This window comes from Anabaena sp. 4-3, assembly GCF_001597745.1.
Taxonomy (GTDB): Bacteria; Cyanobacteriota; Cyanobacteriia; order Cyanobacteriales; family Nostocaceae; genus Trichormus.
Genome location: NZ_LUHJ01000010.1, coordinates 1 through 16,579, shown reverse-complemented (window position 1 = coordinate 16,579; position 16,579 = coordinate 1). Strand labels below are relative to the sequence as shown.

Sequence of the window (16,579 nt, the reverse complement as noted above, 5' to 3'; positions counted from 1 at the left end):
AAGATTTCCTGCTTTCGCATTCACCCGACAATCACACCATTACCTATATTTTCACCCAGAAATCAGGACTCAGGACTTAAAACTCTTTATGGTAGCAGGCAAAATTTTGCAGGAGGGAAAATACACCCTCATCCAAGAAATTGGACGCGGTGGCTTTGGCATTACCTTTAAAGCGATTCATCACTATTTACAACAGGAAGTAGTGATGAAAACCATTAACGAAAAATTACAACAACATCCTGATTTTGAGAAATTCGAGCGTCAATTTCAAGATGAAGCCAGAAGGTTAGCTACTTGTGTTCATCCTAATATTGTCCGAGTCAGTGACTTTTTTGTGGAAGATGGGCTTCCTTATATGGTAATGGAATATATTCCGGGGGAAACCTTGGGCGAAGCGTTTGTTTTACCAGGGATACCTTTACCAGAAGAAACCGCTATTCATTACATTCGGCAAATTGGGGCAGCATTGCAAGTCATTCACAGCAATGGTTTGCTGCACCGAGATGTGAAACCAGATAATATTATTCTCCGTCAAGGTACTCAAGAAGTCGTACTGATAGATTTTGGTATTGCCCGTGAATTTAATAGCGGTGAAAGACAAACTCACACAGGCTTAGTCTCTGAGGGTTATGCCCCCATTGAACAGTATTTAAAGCAAGCACTGCGTACACCCGCCACAGATGTTTATGGTTTAGCAGCCACCTTGTACGCGCTGTTAACGGGACAAGTTCCCATACCAGCATTATTGCGCGATCGCGAACAAATGCCAGCCCCCCGTGAACTGCAACCCCATCTCACCGCCGCAGTCAATCAAGCAGTTATGCGCGGTATGGCTGTAGAGCCTCGCTTTCGTCCCGCTACCGTGGCTGAATGGCTACAATTGCTACCAGGTAGTGGGATGAACGTTCCCCCGCAAATCATCCCCACTCAAGCAGTCCCCACCATCGATTTATCTGTTTACCAGCAAGAAAATTTACCTCCTGTCAAGAAGCCTACTCCCATTCAAAAACCATCACCATTGAAAAACCCCACATTGATGGTTCAGAAGTTGGCTGCTTCTAAGGTAGTTTTAGGTATTGGTGTAGCTCTTGTTGCTGCTACAGCAGGTTTTAGCATCACTAACATATTTTCTGGTGGTAGTCAACAACCAGAGTCACCCTCAAAGCCTTTGTTTGAAGAGCGTCCAATCGAGACGAATCCCACTAATAATACTACTATCTCATCTCCCCAAGAGCCAGAAAATAACACACAAAGGTCTTCCTCTGCCAGTTCCAGGGATACTACACCCGTCTCCACATTTAGACGACGCAAACGCCGCACTGAACCACAACCTGAGCCTACCACTACTAACAGCAGTTCCCCAGAACAATCACCACCCCCAACTTCTACAGAATCATCACGTTCCAATTCTCAACCACCCCAAGCCACCCCTAGCACCTCTACCACGCCATCGCTAGTAGACAAGCTGCGAGATATTCGCTCAACTCGCAAGGCGAACCCAGCAAATTCCCCAGACACCACTCCAGTCTCTCCACCCTCTGCCAATCAAAATTCTACTTCACGCCCAGTTGAGAAACCTGCCAATTCTGTAGTTATTCCCGTCTCACCACCTACAGAGCCAAAAAATACTGATTCTTCTTCTATAGTCGTGCCAACCTTGGAAGGAAAGCAAAATTCATCTGCTAATAGCCAGCCCGCAAAAGAACCATTACCAAAAACAGAAGCCGGAGTGGGGAATGGAGAGTAGGAAGTAGGGAGTTATGTCTAGTTGACAATTTAATGACAACTCACCCTATCGGCTGAAAACCTGTGAATTTGTGAGGACTTACGCCAGTGAGATCATCAAACTTTCTCGTAGGGTGCGTCAGAGCAGATTATTCTGTAACAATTAACAGATTTTTGACATCTGACGCACCCTACTAATGTGCCAGTTGCGTCAGTTCTGTTTGTACCTCATGCTCAAGAAAACTGCTGTATTAACAATCAAATTGGCAAAATTAGGTCAATTTAGTAACTACTGACTATACCTATAGACGGATAATTTTGGTCGGACAGAATTATTTTTTGGGATTAATGATAAATTAATCACCTAATTTTAGGATGAATATTTTAGTAGAAATATTGCTAATTATTATGTAATTTTTTCTTGTGCCAATATGGCAGAATTCAACTAGACAATGGTTGCATTTAAGATATATTTGAGTATAATTATATTCATGGGATTTAATTAAAACATATCAATATATACTGTTTGTCGCTAGTAATGGTAGGTATTGAGGTCAGGAGTTTTTCTAGATAAATTCATCTGTTACCTCATAACTTAATTCGTTATCAACGACACAGTATTTTGATATAACTGCAAGTTGATGATACCGTTTTGTATGAAGCCTTCTGTGTAATTTAACTTGCAAAAAACTATAAGGGCTTTCTGGCATGAGACTATGTGAACTAGATCCACTCATACCGCTCAGTCATTTAAAAGAAGAACTGATTAAGTTACCAAAAGGCTACTCATTTTATGAAGAAGAAGTAGTAGATTTTCTCTCACGACGAAGATGGCCGGAAAGCGATCGCCGCATTGATCGCACAACTTTCTGGCGTTGGAGAAATGATAACGGCATTAAACACCAAAAACTATTCAGCCGCTTGGATCTCCTGAAACTTTGTCAAATCTGCGACCACTACCGCATTGATGGCACCCGTAGCGAATATTTGGAAATTATGAAAAAGAAACAAGAACTAGCAGTCAAACAATAAGAACCTAGGTAATATTTTTCCAGTTCAGAGCATACCTAATCTACCTGCATCTTAAATCAGAGCAGGTATTTTTTTAGGACTTACACAAGTGTGAGCATGAAACTTTCTTGTAGGGTGCGTCAGATGTCAAAAATCTGTTAATTATTACAGAATCATCTACTCTGACGCACCCTACTAATATGCCAGTTGCGTAAGTCCTGTTTTTTATCAAATAATACAAACAATGAAAAATTACTTACGTTCCCAGGAATGGATCAAAGGATTGGTAGTATTGAGCAATTGTTGTAACTCGTGTGATGCCTCTGATTTTTGGCGAACATAAGTATCAATAAACAAACCGATGATGTTTGCCATCAGTAAACGAATGTTTTCTGGTGATTGGGTAGGGGGAAAATCAAGAAAAGGTCTAGCGGTAGTAGAATCGAAATTATCAACCATTGAGAAGTGATTAGCTCCTTCGAGTAGTAGCAGATAGCTATCATTGCGTCCTCCTGCGATCGCTTCTCGGAATGTCCGAATCACGGGGGTAGTAGCATCTCCGGCAGTGATACCATAGCGATCGCTGCTATTGGTAATCACCCCATCACAAGTTCCGCCCATCAGTAACATCGGTAAAGAGTCTGGTAAGGCTAAAATAGTACCCGGTTCATATCCCGACATGACTGCACCAGCCGTATGTGCGCCGTAGGCAAAAGACGCGATCACTTGCGGGAAAAAATTCGGGTGAGCATTTTCAATAGCTACTCTACCACCCGCCGAATGTCCACCTAAAATTATCCGTTGCAAATCCAGCATCCCAGCCAAAATACCCTGTTGCTGTAAGGCTTCTAGTTTAGCTAGCAATGTTGGTAAAGCCGAAGCTGTGGGTGCAGTTCCGTAGGTTTTGGGTTGCCACTTAGCAATATCTACACCTGGAGTCAGAGAAGTTACCCCAGGTATATTTTGTGCAATCCAGTTAAATAGAACTACCACCAAACCGCGTTCAGCCAATTTAACGGCTAACCATTGATATAGTTGTGCATCACAGTTAACGCCATTAAAGAAAATCACTACAGGAAAGGGAGCCTGTTCGGGATTCACAGGTACAATTCCTTCAGCTTTTTCTAGGTGATTTCCCGACATTTTTGCCGGATAAAAAATCTTCAGGTGAATTACATCATAAGGAGATTGGTCACTTTCAACACTGGCAGCCTCAAAGAATGCACGAACTGTCATATACTGCTTCCGACTATAACTGTAAGAATTAAGTAAATAACCCCATATTACATCTATAAACAGTAATTACCGCCGTTTTAGCTGAATTTTTAACCTCCATAAATCGTTTACTACAAAATATAAAACTACGCTTATATCCTAGGTAAGATTTTGCTGGATACAAATATATTTCTCAAGTTAAAAATAAATCGCTCTCCCAGTATGAAGTATTTATTTATTTGCTCGGAGAAAATTTAATTGATAGGGATTTTATATCTTAAAATTATTACAGTGCTGCTATGTTCTCCATAGGAGATTATGTCCTTAATCAACAAACTGGGCATTTAGGAAAAGTTGTTGGTTATGGCAACTACTTGATCAATAATGTACAGACAATAACATTGAAAGTCCTTGTAGCTGAAAGTGCAAATTCGCAAAAGCGAGTCTTTATAGTAGAAGATAAAGTGTCAGCATGGATTAGGTGGTCAGTAGCATAGTATTTCCACCTAAGAAGGAGCATGATTATGGTGCGAGATTGTATTTTTTGTCTACAAGAAGCAACTTTACAATTGATATTTAAAAAACATTTACCCCCGAAAAATCCGGCTGAATGCTTTGTGAATCCTCCTTGTGGATGTCCAAATCCGGGCAAAGAATTACAATGTGAAGACTGTGAACATCTTGAAGCTTGCTTGTCTAGTTTTAAAAAAGTAGGGATGGGGGATTGGAAATTGGGGATTAGTAAAAATTGCTCCCAGAATTCTGAGTTTTGAATTTGTTTTACAGCAAGCTAGCAGAATTCTGGTCTAAAAACAAATTTGCTTGTGGTTGTTGACGCAGAATTGAAGCCGGACAATCTGTATTAATTGTCCCTTGTAACATAGTTTTAACTACCTGTGCCTTGCGTGATTCTGGTGCTAGACAAAGGATTTTTTTGGCTGAACAAATCAACGGCAAAGTCACAGTAAAAGCGTACTGCGGAACACTATCAAGGTTTGGGAATTGACCTGTATTGACTTGTTGTTGGCGATTGGCTGTATCTAGTTTCACCAATTTGACGCTGTAAGAATCTTGAAAATTGGCTACTGCTGGATCATTAAAAGCCAAGTGACCATTTTCGCCTACACCTAGACAGCATAAGTCTAGGGGTTGTGCTTGCAATAGTTGAGTATAGCGATCGCATTCTGTTAACGGTTCCAATGTATCACCAGCGATATAGTGAAATCTCCGTGGATAGACTCGTTGTTCTACACGTTCGCGCATATATCGCCGAAAACTAGCAGGATGATCAGCACTAATTCCCAAATATTCATCTAAATGGAACAAAGTAATTCGTGACCAATCTAAACCACCCAAAGCAATCAAAGCATCCAAAAATTTGAGTTGGGAATTACCTGTTGCCAATAAAACAGCAGCTGTATCTTGTTGTTGCAAAACAGAATGTAAATACTGACGGGCAATAGCTGCAACATCCTCAGCCATATCAGCCTCAGATTGATAAATCTGAACCCGCAGATGATCGACGTGAAAAAATCTTGTAGCGGCTACCATTTGCTTTCACAGAAAGTGGTCATAAAGAACTGTTTCCCCATTTCCTACCCCCTTTTTCATGCTAGCAACGATGACTAATAACCAAAAACGATGTAAAGTATGTAAATTAAGTTAACAATTATTTACATTTAACCAAAAGTCATGCTAGCTGCAATTCTGTTTGATTTAGACGGAACTATTGTCAATACTGACCCGATCCACTACCAAGCTTGGCAAAAAATGCTGTGGAGATACAGCATAGACATAGATGAAACATTCTACAAATCTCGAATAAGTGGACGATTAAACCCAGAAATTATTAAAGATATCCTACCAGAGTTATCAGCAGCAGCAGGACAAGAATTCGCAGACGAAAAAGAGGCAATGTTTCGCCAACTAGCTTCCCATCTGCAACCATTAAGCGGCTTTTCTGAACTCATAGCCTGGACAGAAACACATCAGTTAAAACGTGCTTTAGTAACTAATGCCCCCAGATTAAATGCAGAGTTTATGCTGGAGGTTTTGCAAATCACAGAAAATTTTGAACAAGTTATATTAGCAGATGACTGTACAGCAGGTAAACCTGACCCAGAACCCTATCAAGTAGCCTTAAGTAAATTAGGAATTTCAGCAGCACAAGCAATAGCTTTAGAAGATTCTCCTTCTGGAATTCGTGCGGCTGTAGCTGCTGGTATTCGTACCATTGGCATTGCTTCTACACATAATCCCCAGGTTTTGCGAGATATTGGGGCATTTATGGTTATCCCAGATTTTACTGATTTGCAGTTATGGACATTCTTGAATTCATTGATAGAGGCAGATGTGAGTGTGATTAGTTCATAATCCTCGCACCAGATTTAGTGATAAATTTGAACAAATTTGCTGATTTTTACCCAGAATCCCTGTCCTGATTAAGGGCGGGGAAACTCAATCTAGGGTTAAAAAATGCCAATTAGTAGCAAAACAATTAATAAATTATTGATAGAACAACAAAATATTTAATTTTTGGATTTTATACGTCTAGGAAAACACACCATAAAATAAAGTCGAGACTGAATGTGTATCTTAATAAATATTCATAGAAATATATTTAACTTTAACTTAAATATATCTGCATAACTTACATCTTGCACCAGTTGCTTGATTGCAATTAAAGTCAGGCGATGCACAGCTAAAAATTCGCTCAAAACCTGATTTTTCCGTTTGGGGCAGTGCATCGCCCTACACTTATTGAGAATGCTGCAAGATATCAGTTAACTTGATTATCTAATGTTGAATTATCAGGAGTAATGGGAGCAGGTGTTGGTCTGTTGAGGATTATGTTGGTAGAAATGAAGTAAAGTCCACCTACAATCAAAGGTAGAAGCAAAAGAGCCAACACTCTGATCAAGGTTCTCTCATGCCATTTTTTTTGCTCCAGATTGTTCATAAATTTGGTGGCAAGCACAGAAAATAGAAACTATGTTTAAAAATAGTTATTTACACCCATGTTTGGGGCAGTAATCAGGACAATCAATTGCTTTGTCTGTGAGAGCAATATCAGGACGCACAGCACACTTCATATAAGGATTATTAGCAAAATACTGACAATTTCTGCATGGAGATTGTAGGGTATGTGTCAAAGCGTCAATTTTATTTTTTGCCAGATTCCATGTATTCAAACATTTCAAAGTAATAATTGCACACACTGTCATTAAGCCAAAGGGAATCAACAGTAATGCACCGTTGGGACTCGGAAAGCCATCTAGTGGTGTCTGTGTTGGTATTGTTTGATTAGCTTCAGTCTTAACTAGGTCGGTTTGTATTTGTCTTGCTTGATTAAAATTCTTTTCTCTCAATAGGTTAAATTGATCAGACCCATTACTACCATACATAAGTTATACCTCTTAGTAAAAAATATTTTTTAAAAATTTGCTGATTCTAGTTATTTACCAGTTAGTAACCTGCAAATATTTAATAATAATCAATGGTTTTGAGGTTCTGAATTTAGTTATCTAATATCGAAGCAACTTATAAATAAACTTAAAATTTGAAATTACCGCGAGAAAATACAGAAAATCAGAGTTTTAATGGCAGAGATGTAGTTTCTACATCTCTACAATAAATTTCACTTTTGACAGATACAGAGTCTTAATCATACTCCCACGGTAGGACGACCTCTTCTATCTATGAGGCGTTGTTGATAGCTCCTGAGTCGGGGATCAGTGATATCGTAAAAGTAAGGTTCTTGCCGATAGTTATAGGTAGCAATATCATATTCAAACGGTGATGGAGGTACTGTTGTCAGGGTGGGACGATACACACCTCTGACTCTTTCTTCATACTCTCTATCGATTGCTAAATCCTCGCTAAACTCTGGCAAATCCTCTACTTGTTGTTTAGTCAAACCAGGTACATAAACGTGTCGAGTATTATAATCTAGGCGAGCTAAACCTACGGGAAGCAATACTTTTTTACCAAATACCCAGAAACCTGTATCTATGATGAAATAACGGAAACTACCATCAGTTTCATCAACTAAAACGTTCTGTACAGAACCAACTTTGTCGTTTTCAGCATAAACATCAAAAGTTTTGATGTCATAACCATCAAACAGGTCGGTACTGTAGTCGGGATAATATTCATCAAGTTTGTACAAAGCCATTGTTAATATATTCCTGCCACAAAATTAATCTTATCTATTACCGACCTTAAATCTTTGAGAGTTTAATGCTATCTAACTCAAGGATGAAAGATGAGATAGATAATTACTGTCACAGTTATATTTAACGGTTCAGCTTGTTACTTTGAAAGCTAGTTAACCAAAGATAATTTTTGATTTATATGAGATGTATTCAAGTATTTATGCAAAAAAATGAGATGATAAATTACATACGATAATTTTAGACTGCTCGCTATTGTTTACGTCGGTAAAACTTCAAATTAATTTGTAGTTAAGGTATTTAGGAGTAAAAACCCGGTTTTTTTGCAGAAACCGGGTTGATAGTTTTGTCTTGATAATTTATTTTTCTAAATTCTGGACTTCTGTCCACCAACGCCAGTTGGCTCAAGTTGGGAACGCTGCCTAGGCGACTGGCTTCGCAACGGGCTGTTATTTAGCTTCTGCTGTTGTTGCGCTACAACTTCAAACTCAAAATTAGCAATCAAACGGTCTTCAATATAGACTTGTATTTTATGCTTACCTGGTGGATCTCCGGGTGCGATCGCCCAAAAATTTTCAATTACGCCATCTTTGGGTAGTTGTGTACGTTTTGATATGGCTTCAGTGCCATCTGACGAGAGAGTAAAGTTTTCGCCGTTATCTGTAGCCCAGGTTTCTGGGGGTTTTGGCAAGCTGAGAACTTCGCGCCATGTCACTTCACCCTTAACATTTTGAAGTTGAATTCGCCAACCGTATTTTTTACCTTTTTCTAGTGGTACTTTCATAGTTGGGATGAAGGTTATTTTGCCTTGAGAGTCAACTTTTGCCACCCCAAACTCAGCTTTAGTCACAGAAATATTTGTACTATTGTTTGGCTGAGGCTGAGATATTGATTGAGAAGATGTTTTAGCATTGTTGGCTAGGGCTGAGGTATGAATCACCCCAGACATCAGTAAAGAAGAAGTTAGTACAATTGTCACAGCCCAAATTCTCATGAACACAATTTTTTCCCTCAGTTACTTGTACATATTCAACTAATTCTTCCTGCCCTCCGGTATGACTTTCGCATGACGATAAATCTATGGTTGGGTTGATAATTGCTGATGAAAAAAGTTGGAAGTTAAAACTATACCTTCTGCTTTAGTATCTCATTACTTCTGACTACTGAACCCAATCATCAGCATCTAGCTGGATGTAAATTGGTGATACTGATATTGAGTAACTGTATCAAGAGTTTGTTGAGTTTAATTAACAAGCTAGATTTATACAAGTATTTTTGCTAGAACTATCTTAATTACAATCAGGAAGACAATGAATATTGTCAAGTTTATACTGCTAACAAATTGTTATTTTTAGAGTGATGTAACTATGAAATACTATTCTATAAATTTAGCGATTGTCTTATGTGCGATCGCCCTCAACCAAAGTGCCTATGCTAATCCAGAAAAACCGCTAAAAATCTTAGGCGAACCTCATCAAGCTGCGGCTTTGTTCACAGAAGCCGTAACGATAGATAGTACCTGGAAAAACGCTATCGACCAAAGTAATCATCTACAAGATACTGCCAGTTCAATTTTAGTAGTACAAGAACAAGGATGTCGGAACATTAATCCATTGGAATTCCTAGAAAATCCTGATGCCATTTTAAAGAAATGTCAACAGGCGGCAAATGCACAAATTCCGCAACGCACTGAACCAGTAGACTATCTCAAAGTACCCCGGCTTGATTCTGGGTTAAAACTCACAGTGACTAAATTTTAAACACAAGGTAAACAAAATAAAATCAAGGCAAACCATCGTTTCGGCATTGTTCAGGTAAGGGAGTGGGGAATAGGGAGCAGGGGAGCAGGGAGCAAGGGGGAGAGGAATTTCCCCTTTTCCCCCTGCAAAGAGTCCCAATTCTTTCTCTTTCCCAATCCCCAATCCCCAGTCTCTAACCTGCCACCAAATTCCAGAAGTAGCCATCAGGTGCAACGAAGGAGAAACTTTTCTCACGAAACTCATTTTCGACAATGTTGGTAAATTTTAATACTGGACTCGCCTTGATGCGATCGCAATATGTTTCTATTCCCCGCACCCGGTAAGTATATAGTGACATCCCCAAACTACCCGGTTGCGCTGCTTCAAACCGTGAATCTAAATTCATCGCATTGGGAAAGCGAATCACATACAACCTACCACTACGCGCCGCCATCAAGTCATCCTGAGAGGAACGGGGATCATCAAAGGTAGTGACAATAAACTTTTCCCCTGGTTGTAAATCAAACATATCTCTACCCGCTAGAGAAGACTCATAGCTAGTCTCCACATCATCACGCACCCGCAACAAACCCAAAACATCTTCATAAAATTTCAGGCTTTCCTTGCTGTCATCTTGAACAATAATCCCCATGTGGGTAAACTGGCTAGTCTGGAAAGCGCAACCGTGGTTAATTTTTCCGTAATCGGGTAAAGTATAGCCAAACCTTTGAAACAAAACCTGTCGAGTCAATGGTTGCAATAGCAGCATTTCTCGCACTCCCAGCATCGGATCGATAAAAGGGCGGCTTTTATTCTCTTTTTGGTAGATGACTTCCCAGTAAGGATAGCTGTAGCGAATAGCCCGACCTGCGGCTTTTGCTTCCTCTGCATGATTTAACATAGTTAAGATATCAGCTGTTAAAGTAGTCGCCCAGCGATTACCCTTAACTTTCATCGAGGTTAACCCTAACCCTGGATTTGTAGGATTTTGCCACACCATCAACCGAATCAAACCATGATCTGCATTTTGGTGGTATAGGCGAATCGAGCGTAAACCTGAATTCACGCCATACAATTGATAGGCTGCACTAGGGGATAGTTCCCCCATTTGACCAATACGATAGCCAAATTGTTCCCAGTATTGAATTGCAAAAATCGCATCGGGAACACCAATACAAACTTCATATATCCCTTCAATTGCAGTTTTTTGCCCCAGATTCATGCCTAATTTTGATTAATGCTCGACTAATCTAGTCTACCGGAATAGTTTTGCAAACATACTATACTTTTTGGACAAAACCTATTAATCTAATCATTTATTTAAAAAAATATCCGGGGATATTATTTATATATTCAATCATTAATCTGATTTAAATCTCGCAAAACAGCAGCAGCAGATTGATAGCGATCGCTAAAATGATAACGCACCATTTTATCTAAAATTTCGGCTAATTCTTGCCTAACATTTGTAGTTTGTCGCCACATCACATTACCTGTTTTTGGATCTGGCTGGAGTTCTTGCGGTGATATACCTGTGAGTGCTTGAATCCCCATCATCCCCACAGCATAAATATCACTAGCTAAACGCGGATGTCCGGCAAATTGTTCTGGTGGTGCATATCCCCGCGTGCCAATCGCCACCGTAGCTAATTCTGTTTCCTCGCTACTTGGTGGTTGCATTAATTTTACTGCACCAAAATCAATTAACACTAATCGATTATCTTTTGCGGATCTAATAATATTTGTCGGTTTAATATCTCGATGAATCACGCGACGCTCATGTACATGAGCTAAAATTTCTAATACTTCTTTGAGCATTCCCATCACAAAAGCTTCACTCTTAGCATTTGCTGTAGGTGGTAATTCCTCATTTAATGTGTTACCAGGAATATAGTCTTGTACTAAATAAAATTCTGCATCGATTTCAAAATAAGCAAACAGGCTGGGAATTTGGGGATGTTTACCCAACACTTCTAAAATTTCTGCTTCCGTATTAAATAACCGCCGCGCCACTTGTAAAAATTTCGCATCCCGGCGTGCCGGCATTAACTGTTTCACCACACAACTAGGATTACCTGGTCTTTGAGTATCTTCAGCTAAATAAGTGCGTCCAAATCCTCCTGCACCAATCACTTTAATCATTTGGTAACGTCCACCCAAAAGTAAGTTACCAGTGCTTTTTTCTGGTGGTAAAATCTTAGCCGGATTGTGAGAATGTAGGTCATAAAGTGCTGTAGTATCGGCGGTGGATGTGGTTTCTTGTAATAAGATATTTAACTGCTCAATCGCTTCTTGTTGTTGTTCCACTTGCTGCATGATTAACTTAGCTTGCTGCTGAGTTGTGTATGTAGTGTAAGTCATCACACTTACGCCACTCATGACTACAGCTAAAGCTGGTGGAATCACAGGCAACCAACCAGCCTTGAAAAACATCACAGCACATATCCCTAGCAAACCTGTGAGGGTTATACCTCCGAAAACCACCAATAATAAAGGATGTCGCACTCGCCATGTGACAACAGTACCAACTAATGACCAACCCCAAATCCATACCGCTTCCACCCAATCAGGCCAATACCAAATCAGAGGCCGCCTATCTAATACTGTACTGAGAATTTGACTAGCTATTTGTGTGTGGATAAAAACAGTAGGTGTTCTTGCTGGTTGATTTGCAGCCGCGCTATAGGGCGTATATAAACCAGGGTGAACACTGGCGGCTGTTGTGCCGATAATTACTAGACGGTCTTTAACTAAGTTGGGGTTAACTTGGTTGTTGAGAACTTGTGTGAGGGTAACAGTTGCAGCTAAATGATCAGGATGGCGGTAATTTAGCAGTATTTGATAACCTGCTGCATTCAAGCCTTCGTAGCTACCGGAATTAGCTGTTAAGATGGGAAAGATAGTTTTACCAAGATAAAAATTGTGTGGGTCGATGAAATCTACATCAATACCTGCCTGTTCTAGATAGCTAATTGCTACCAAAGCCGCAAAGGAAAATTGTGTAGTACATTGGCTGTCTGTGGACTCAGCAAATAATAAACCACGCCGGATGATTTGGTCTTCTGCACTATCAGGAATTAAGTCATTATAGCCAACATTATTCATTGGGAAATTGGGCGGAGGTGAAATTTCTGACCTGCCCATACTACTGAACAAACAAGTGGCAATAATCTTGTGGGGATGTTTTAGTCCCTTGGCTAAATTGTTTTGGTGAAGTCGGTAAATATTCAGACCAATCACACGGGGCTGATAAGATTCTAGTTTGGCTAAGAGTTGGTTGATAGTGGTATCGGAAAGCGGCCATGTTTCTGGGGCTAAATCTTCTTCTGTAATTGTTACCACTAAAATCCGGGGATCAGGTGGTTCTACAGGACGCGATCGCAACATCTGATCATAAGCTTTCAACTCCCACGACTGCAACCATTTCAATTCCCGCACTCCCCAGATTACCGCACTCACTCCCAGGCTAGTGACTAAAATTATCTGCCACCAGTTTTGATTGCTACCAGTGTCACGGTAAACTTTGTCTTTGATCAAGGCGGTTCGGAGTTGATTAAATATTCCACTAATCACTGCATTGGGGAGATAGCCTGGATTTTAGTCAGAGTGAAAAAACACAGCCTCAACCTGTCTGTTGTTGTTGAGAATCTTCTACAGGCTGGGAAGCTGTTAAAGAAACCGGGTTAGCAGAAGGCGCATAAGATTCTAGCTGAGACGGTTCTAGTGATGCCTCAACTGTTGCATCATTAAAATAGTACCCAATAATCTTGTCATAATTAGAAGCCACAGCTAAAAAAGCCCCGCCTAAAATGTAAATAGGTAACGGTAGAGAAAACTTTTTTAACCAGTCAAACAGTTCTGCTAAGGCAAACAATACCAAAAAGCAAGCTAGCCAAATCCTCATGTTTTTATCTCCCATGTACAAGCTATTACTTCTAGGTTAAACAGCTTGCATGATACTTGATGTCCAATTTAACCACAAAATTTACGGACAACGGCAGCGAGGTGATATTTTCCGCTTGGATAGTTAAAATTGTCAGATGATCAGATGCCATCGCCTATTTTTACCAAGTCTCACCACGAACTTACAGCAAAACTGAATTTTTTTGACATAATTCGCCAAAATTATCGTAATTCTCACTAGGATGCGGTATATTTATTTGATGTGATAGCTTCTCCTTCTGGAAAGCAAGCAGTCGATCTAATGATCGGCATTGGTCGCTCACAATCTTATATAGATCAGACCACATAAGTTTTATATCATCAGGAGCATCTGACGTATTCGGCACACCATTTGCTTTTTTGATTATCGAGGACAGGAGTATAACTCTTGTCCTTTATTTTTTAAGTTTAGTGAGCAATCTCAGGAAATCTTAATAAACTTCTATATTTTGTTGCTATAAAATACTGTTAATCGGTCAAATTAATGTACTATAGACTAATTTATACAGCAGGGAACAGGGAACAGGTGTGAAAGTATCTTAGCATCAGGCTTTATTCCTAAAATTTGTACCTCATTTACCCCCAATCTGCTGTATATAAGCAATCAGTTTTAGATTAGCCTGTGGTATTTCCCCTTGGTGCGTCAGTGATGAGGAATCCCAGAAAACAGGTAAGAATGAAGCAAAAAAATATCGGTTAAACATATATTTTGCAAGAGTCGCTTAATCACCATTGTTGTAGGGTGGGCATTGCTTAATATTGCCTCCAACCCTTATTTTTACGTTGTTGGCTGTGCAGGGAGCGACGCTGTTTGAACATGATGCAAGATATGACTTAACAGATTAATCAACGATTTCCAGTCAAGTTTTTGTTTAAAAAAACTTAACCATTGCATATTATTTCAGTATTTAATTGATAAGTAAAAACGTGTAGGATGAAGAATAAATCATGAGTAATCCTTCATCTTACATAAACCTATTTATATAGTTTCTTTAAAAAATTCTATTAATTAAATATTAAAACAAGCATGAGATAGTTGCAATATTTTATGCAAAGTTAAGCATTGTAAAGCAAAGGAGATTGCCATCATGTTTTTTGGACAACTTGAAAGAGAAATTTTATGTGAAGAAATATATACAACTTGTCAATATACTAAAATCCCAGAGGATTTAGAGATAATAAGTGATAAAACTCCAGAAAAATATGATATTTGGGCATATTATACAGAAAATCAACTTAAATCTCTAGATAATTCCCAAACCTTGATGAAAGAGGCACAAGGTAACAAAATCTGAGATTGAGAAAATCTTCAGTTATCAGCTTGGTGATAGGGGTAATTCACCTATCTATAGACTTTGGCATGATTACTCTGATTGCTAATTAATTTAATGTAAACTAGCCAAGTTCGGTTTGAGGAATAGCGATCGCCTTGCGGTTTAGAGCCAATTCCATCTTTAAGTTCTTTCACCTGACTACAGAAGGAATTAATATCAATGGCACACCTATTTGAACCATTCAAAATTCGTGAAGTTTCCTTTCGCAATCGCATCGCCATGTCACCCATGTGTCAATATTCCAGCACCAATGGATTTGCTAACGACTGGCACTTGGTTCATTTAGCGTCTCGTGCCGTAGGTGGTGCAGGTTTAATCATTACAGAAGCTGCGGCTGTAGAACCACGGGGACGAATTACCCCCCAAGATTTGGGAATTTGGTCAGATGAACACATTGAATATTTAGCCAAAATTGTGGGGTTAATCCACAACTTTGGGGCTGTTGCTGGCATTCAACTCGCCCATGCCGGGAGAAAAGCCAGCACTGCCAAACCCAGTAAAGGCGGAAAAGCCCTAGATGAATCTCAAGAAGGTTGGCGGCCTGTTGTTTCCAGTAGTGCGATCGCTTTTCATAAAGACAGTCCAGTACCCCAAGCCCTCACTATAGAAGGAATACAGCAACTTATTCAAGCCTTTGTTCGAGCCGCCCAACGTTCCCTACAAGCTGGCTTCAAAATTATCGAAATTCATGCAGCCCACGGTTACTTACTGCATCAATTTCTCTCTCCTCTGGTAAACCAACGTCAAGATGATTACGGTGGTAGCTTTGAAAACCGGACTCGTTTACTACGAGAAATCGTCACCGCAGTTAGAGAAGTATGGCCCCAGACATACCCTTTGTTTGTCCGCATTTCTGCAACTGATTGGGTAGACAAAGGCTGGGATATTGAACAAAGTATTACCTTGAGTCAACAACTTAAATCTCTAGGTGTAGACTTAATTGATTGTTCTTCCGGCGGAATTATACCAGGAATCAACATACCAGTAAAATCCGGATATCAAACCCAGTTTGCCCAACATATTCGTCAAGAAGCCAATATCCCCACAGGTGCAGTTGGCTTGATCACTTCCCCCGAACAAGCAGACAAAATCATTCACAATGGCGTAGCTGACATAGTGCTTTTAGGGCGCGAACTACTCCGCAATCCCTACTGGCCGCACTTAGCCGCCAAACAACTAGGATATGATAAACACTGGCCTGTGCAGTATGACCGAGCTTGGTTATGATTCCTCTTGTAGTGTGGGCATTTTGCTTGCACCGGACGGACTAGAGAGCTTATCCCACAAGAGTTGACTAATACACAATTTGAGTTCGTAGTGAGGACTTTAGTCCTCTCTTGTCTAAGAGGATGTTTGGAAAGGTGCAAAATATAGTGACATACTCCCACACTGATTGCAAGCAATACAGTGTGGGCTTCTCAGCGACTCCCGGTATCCCGTC

At 39.9% G+C, this 16,579-nt stretch carries 15 protein-coding genes; 6 read left to right on the top strand and 9 right to left on the bottom strand.

The features are described 5' to 3' along the window. Positions 1-88 precede the first annotated feature (88 nt). Positions 89-1,747 (top strand): serine/threonine-protein kinase, encoded by a 1,659-nt coding sequence (locus A3775_RS01425; protein ID WP_066423540.1) that lies wholly within the window; start codon positions 89-91, stop codon positions 1,745-1,747. Between the two features lie 686 nt (positions 1,748-2,433). After that, positions 2,434-2,757: a hypothetical protein gene (locus A3775_RS01420; protein WP_066381284.1), complete on the top strand. Its 324-nt coding sequence runs from the start codon at positions 2,434-2,436 to the stop codon at positions 2,755-2,757. A 231-nt stretch (positions 2,758-2,988) separates the two neighbouring features. Here the strand turns inward: A3775_RS01420 and A3775_RS01415 are convergent, their stop codons facing one another. Together A3775_RS01415 and A3775_RS01400 are read right to left on the bottom strand one after the other, a co-directional pair. Next, positions 2,989-3,972 (bottom strand): dienelactone hydrolase, encoded by a 984-nt coding sequence (locus A3775_RS01415; RefSeq protein WP_066381286.1) that lies wholly within the window; start codon positions 3,970-3,972, stop codon positions 2,989-2,991. Positions 3,973-4,731: 759 nt separating this feature from the next. Then, entirely contained in the window at positions 4,732-5,502 is a 771-nt protein-coding gene (locus tag A3775_RS01400; protein WP_066381291.1) for a glucosamine-6-phosphate deaminase, read from the bottom strand. A gap of 141 nt (positions 5,503-5,643) precedes the next feature. Here A3775_RS01400 and A3775_RS01395 point away from each other — a divergent pair, with 141 nt between their 5' ends. Continuing rightward, positions 5,644-6,324: an HAD family phosphatase gene (locus A3775_RS01395; RefSeq protein ID WP_066381292.1), complete on the top strand. Its 681-nt coding sequence runs from the start codon at positions 5,644-5,646 to the stop codon at positions 6,322-6,324. A 632-nt stretch (positions 6,325-6,956) separates the two neighbouring features. Here A3775_RS01395 and A3775_RS01385 read toward each other — a convergent pair. The 3 genes from A3775_RS01385 to A3775_RS01375 all read right to left on the bottom strand — a co-directional run bounded on the left by A3775_RS01385 (position 6,957) and on the right by A3775_RS01375 (position 9,117). Further along, positions 6,957-7,355, bottom strand: a complete 399-nt coding sequence (locus tag A3775_RS01385) for a hypothetical protein (RefSeq protein ID WP_066381293.1) — start codon at positions 7,353-7,355, stop codon at positions 6,957-6,959. Between the two features lie 260 nt (positions 7,356-7,615). Next, positions 7,616-8,125, bottom strand: coding sequence for a PRC-barrel domain-containing protein (locus tag A3775_RS01380; protein ID WP_066381295.1), 510 nt, complete (start codon positions 8,123-8,125; stop codon positions 7,616-7,618). Positions 8,126-8,490: 365 nt separating this feature from the next. Next, a complete protein-coding gene (locus tag A3775_RS01375; protein ID WP_082803650.1) occupies positions 8,491-9,117 on the bottom strand; it encodes a hypothetical protein in 627 nt (208 codons plus the stop codon). 373 nt (positions 9,118-9,490) lie between these two features. Between A3775_RS01375 and A3775_RS01370 the strand changes: the two genes are divergently transcribed. Next, a complete protein-coding gene (locus A3775_RS01370) occupies positions 9,491-9,883 on the top strand; it encodes a hypothetical protein (protein WP_066381297.1) in 393 nt (130 codons plus the stop codon). Positions 9,884-10,055: 172 nt separating this feature from the next. On the opposite strand, the gene A3775_RS01365 is transcribed toward A3775_RS01370, so the two are convergent. The 3 genes from A3775_RS01365 to A3775_RS01355 all read right to left on the bottom strand — a co-directional run bounded on the left by A3775_RS01365 (position 10,056) and on the right by A3775_RS01355 (position 13,766). Beyond that, entirely contained in the window at positions 10,056-11,084 is a 1,029-nt protein-coding gene (locus A3775_RS01365; protein WP_066381299.1) for a VOC family protein, read from the bottom strand. A 131-nt stretch (positions 11,085-11,215) separates the two neighbouring features. Continuing rightward, positions 11,216-13,435 (bottom strand): CHASE2 domain-containing protein, encoded by a 2,220-nt coding sequence (locus A3775_RS01360; protein ID WP_066423538.1) that lies wholly within the window; start codon positions 13,433-13,435, stop codon positions 11,216-11,218. A 49-nt stretch (positions 13,436-13,484) separates the two neighbouring features. Then, complete coding sequence (locus tag A3775_RS01355) at positions 13,485-13,766, bottom strand: hypothetical protein (RefSeq protein WP_066381303.1); 282 nt, start codon at positions 13,764-13,766, stop codon at positions 13,485-13,487. A gap of 1,126 nt (positions 13,767-14,892) precedes the next feature. Here A3775_RS01355 and A3775_RS01350 point away from each other — a divergent pair. Next, positions 14,893-15,099: a hypothetical protein gene (locus A3775_RS01350; RefSeq protein WP_066381305.1), complete on the top strand. Its 207-nt coding sequence runs from the start codon at positions 14,893-14,895 to the stop codon at positions 15,097-15,099. 47 nt (positions 15,100-15,146) lie between these two features. Here the strand turns inward: A3775_RS01350 and A3775_RS25180 are convergent, their stop codons facing one another. Then, the gene (locus A3775_RS25180; protein WP_255362904.1) at positions 15,147-15,272 is read right to left on the bottom strand and encodes a hypothetical protein; all 126 of its coding nucleotides are present in this window, start codon (positions 15,270-15,272) and stop codon (positions 15,147-15,149) included. 25 nt (positions 15,273-15,297) lie between these two features. Here A3775_RS25180 and namA point away from each other — a divergent pair, with 25 nt between their 5' ends. Beyond that, positions 15,298-16,365: an NADPH dehydrogenase NamA gene (gene namA, locus A3775_RS01345; RefSeq protein WP_066423532.1), complete on the top strand. Its 1,068-nt coding sequence runs from the start codon at positions 15,298-15,300 to the stop codon at positions 16,363-16,365. Positions 16,366-16,579: the final 214 nt, after the last annotated feature.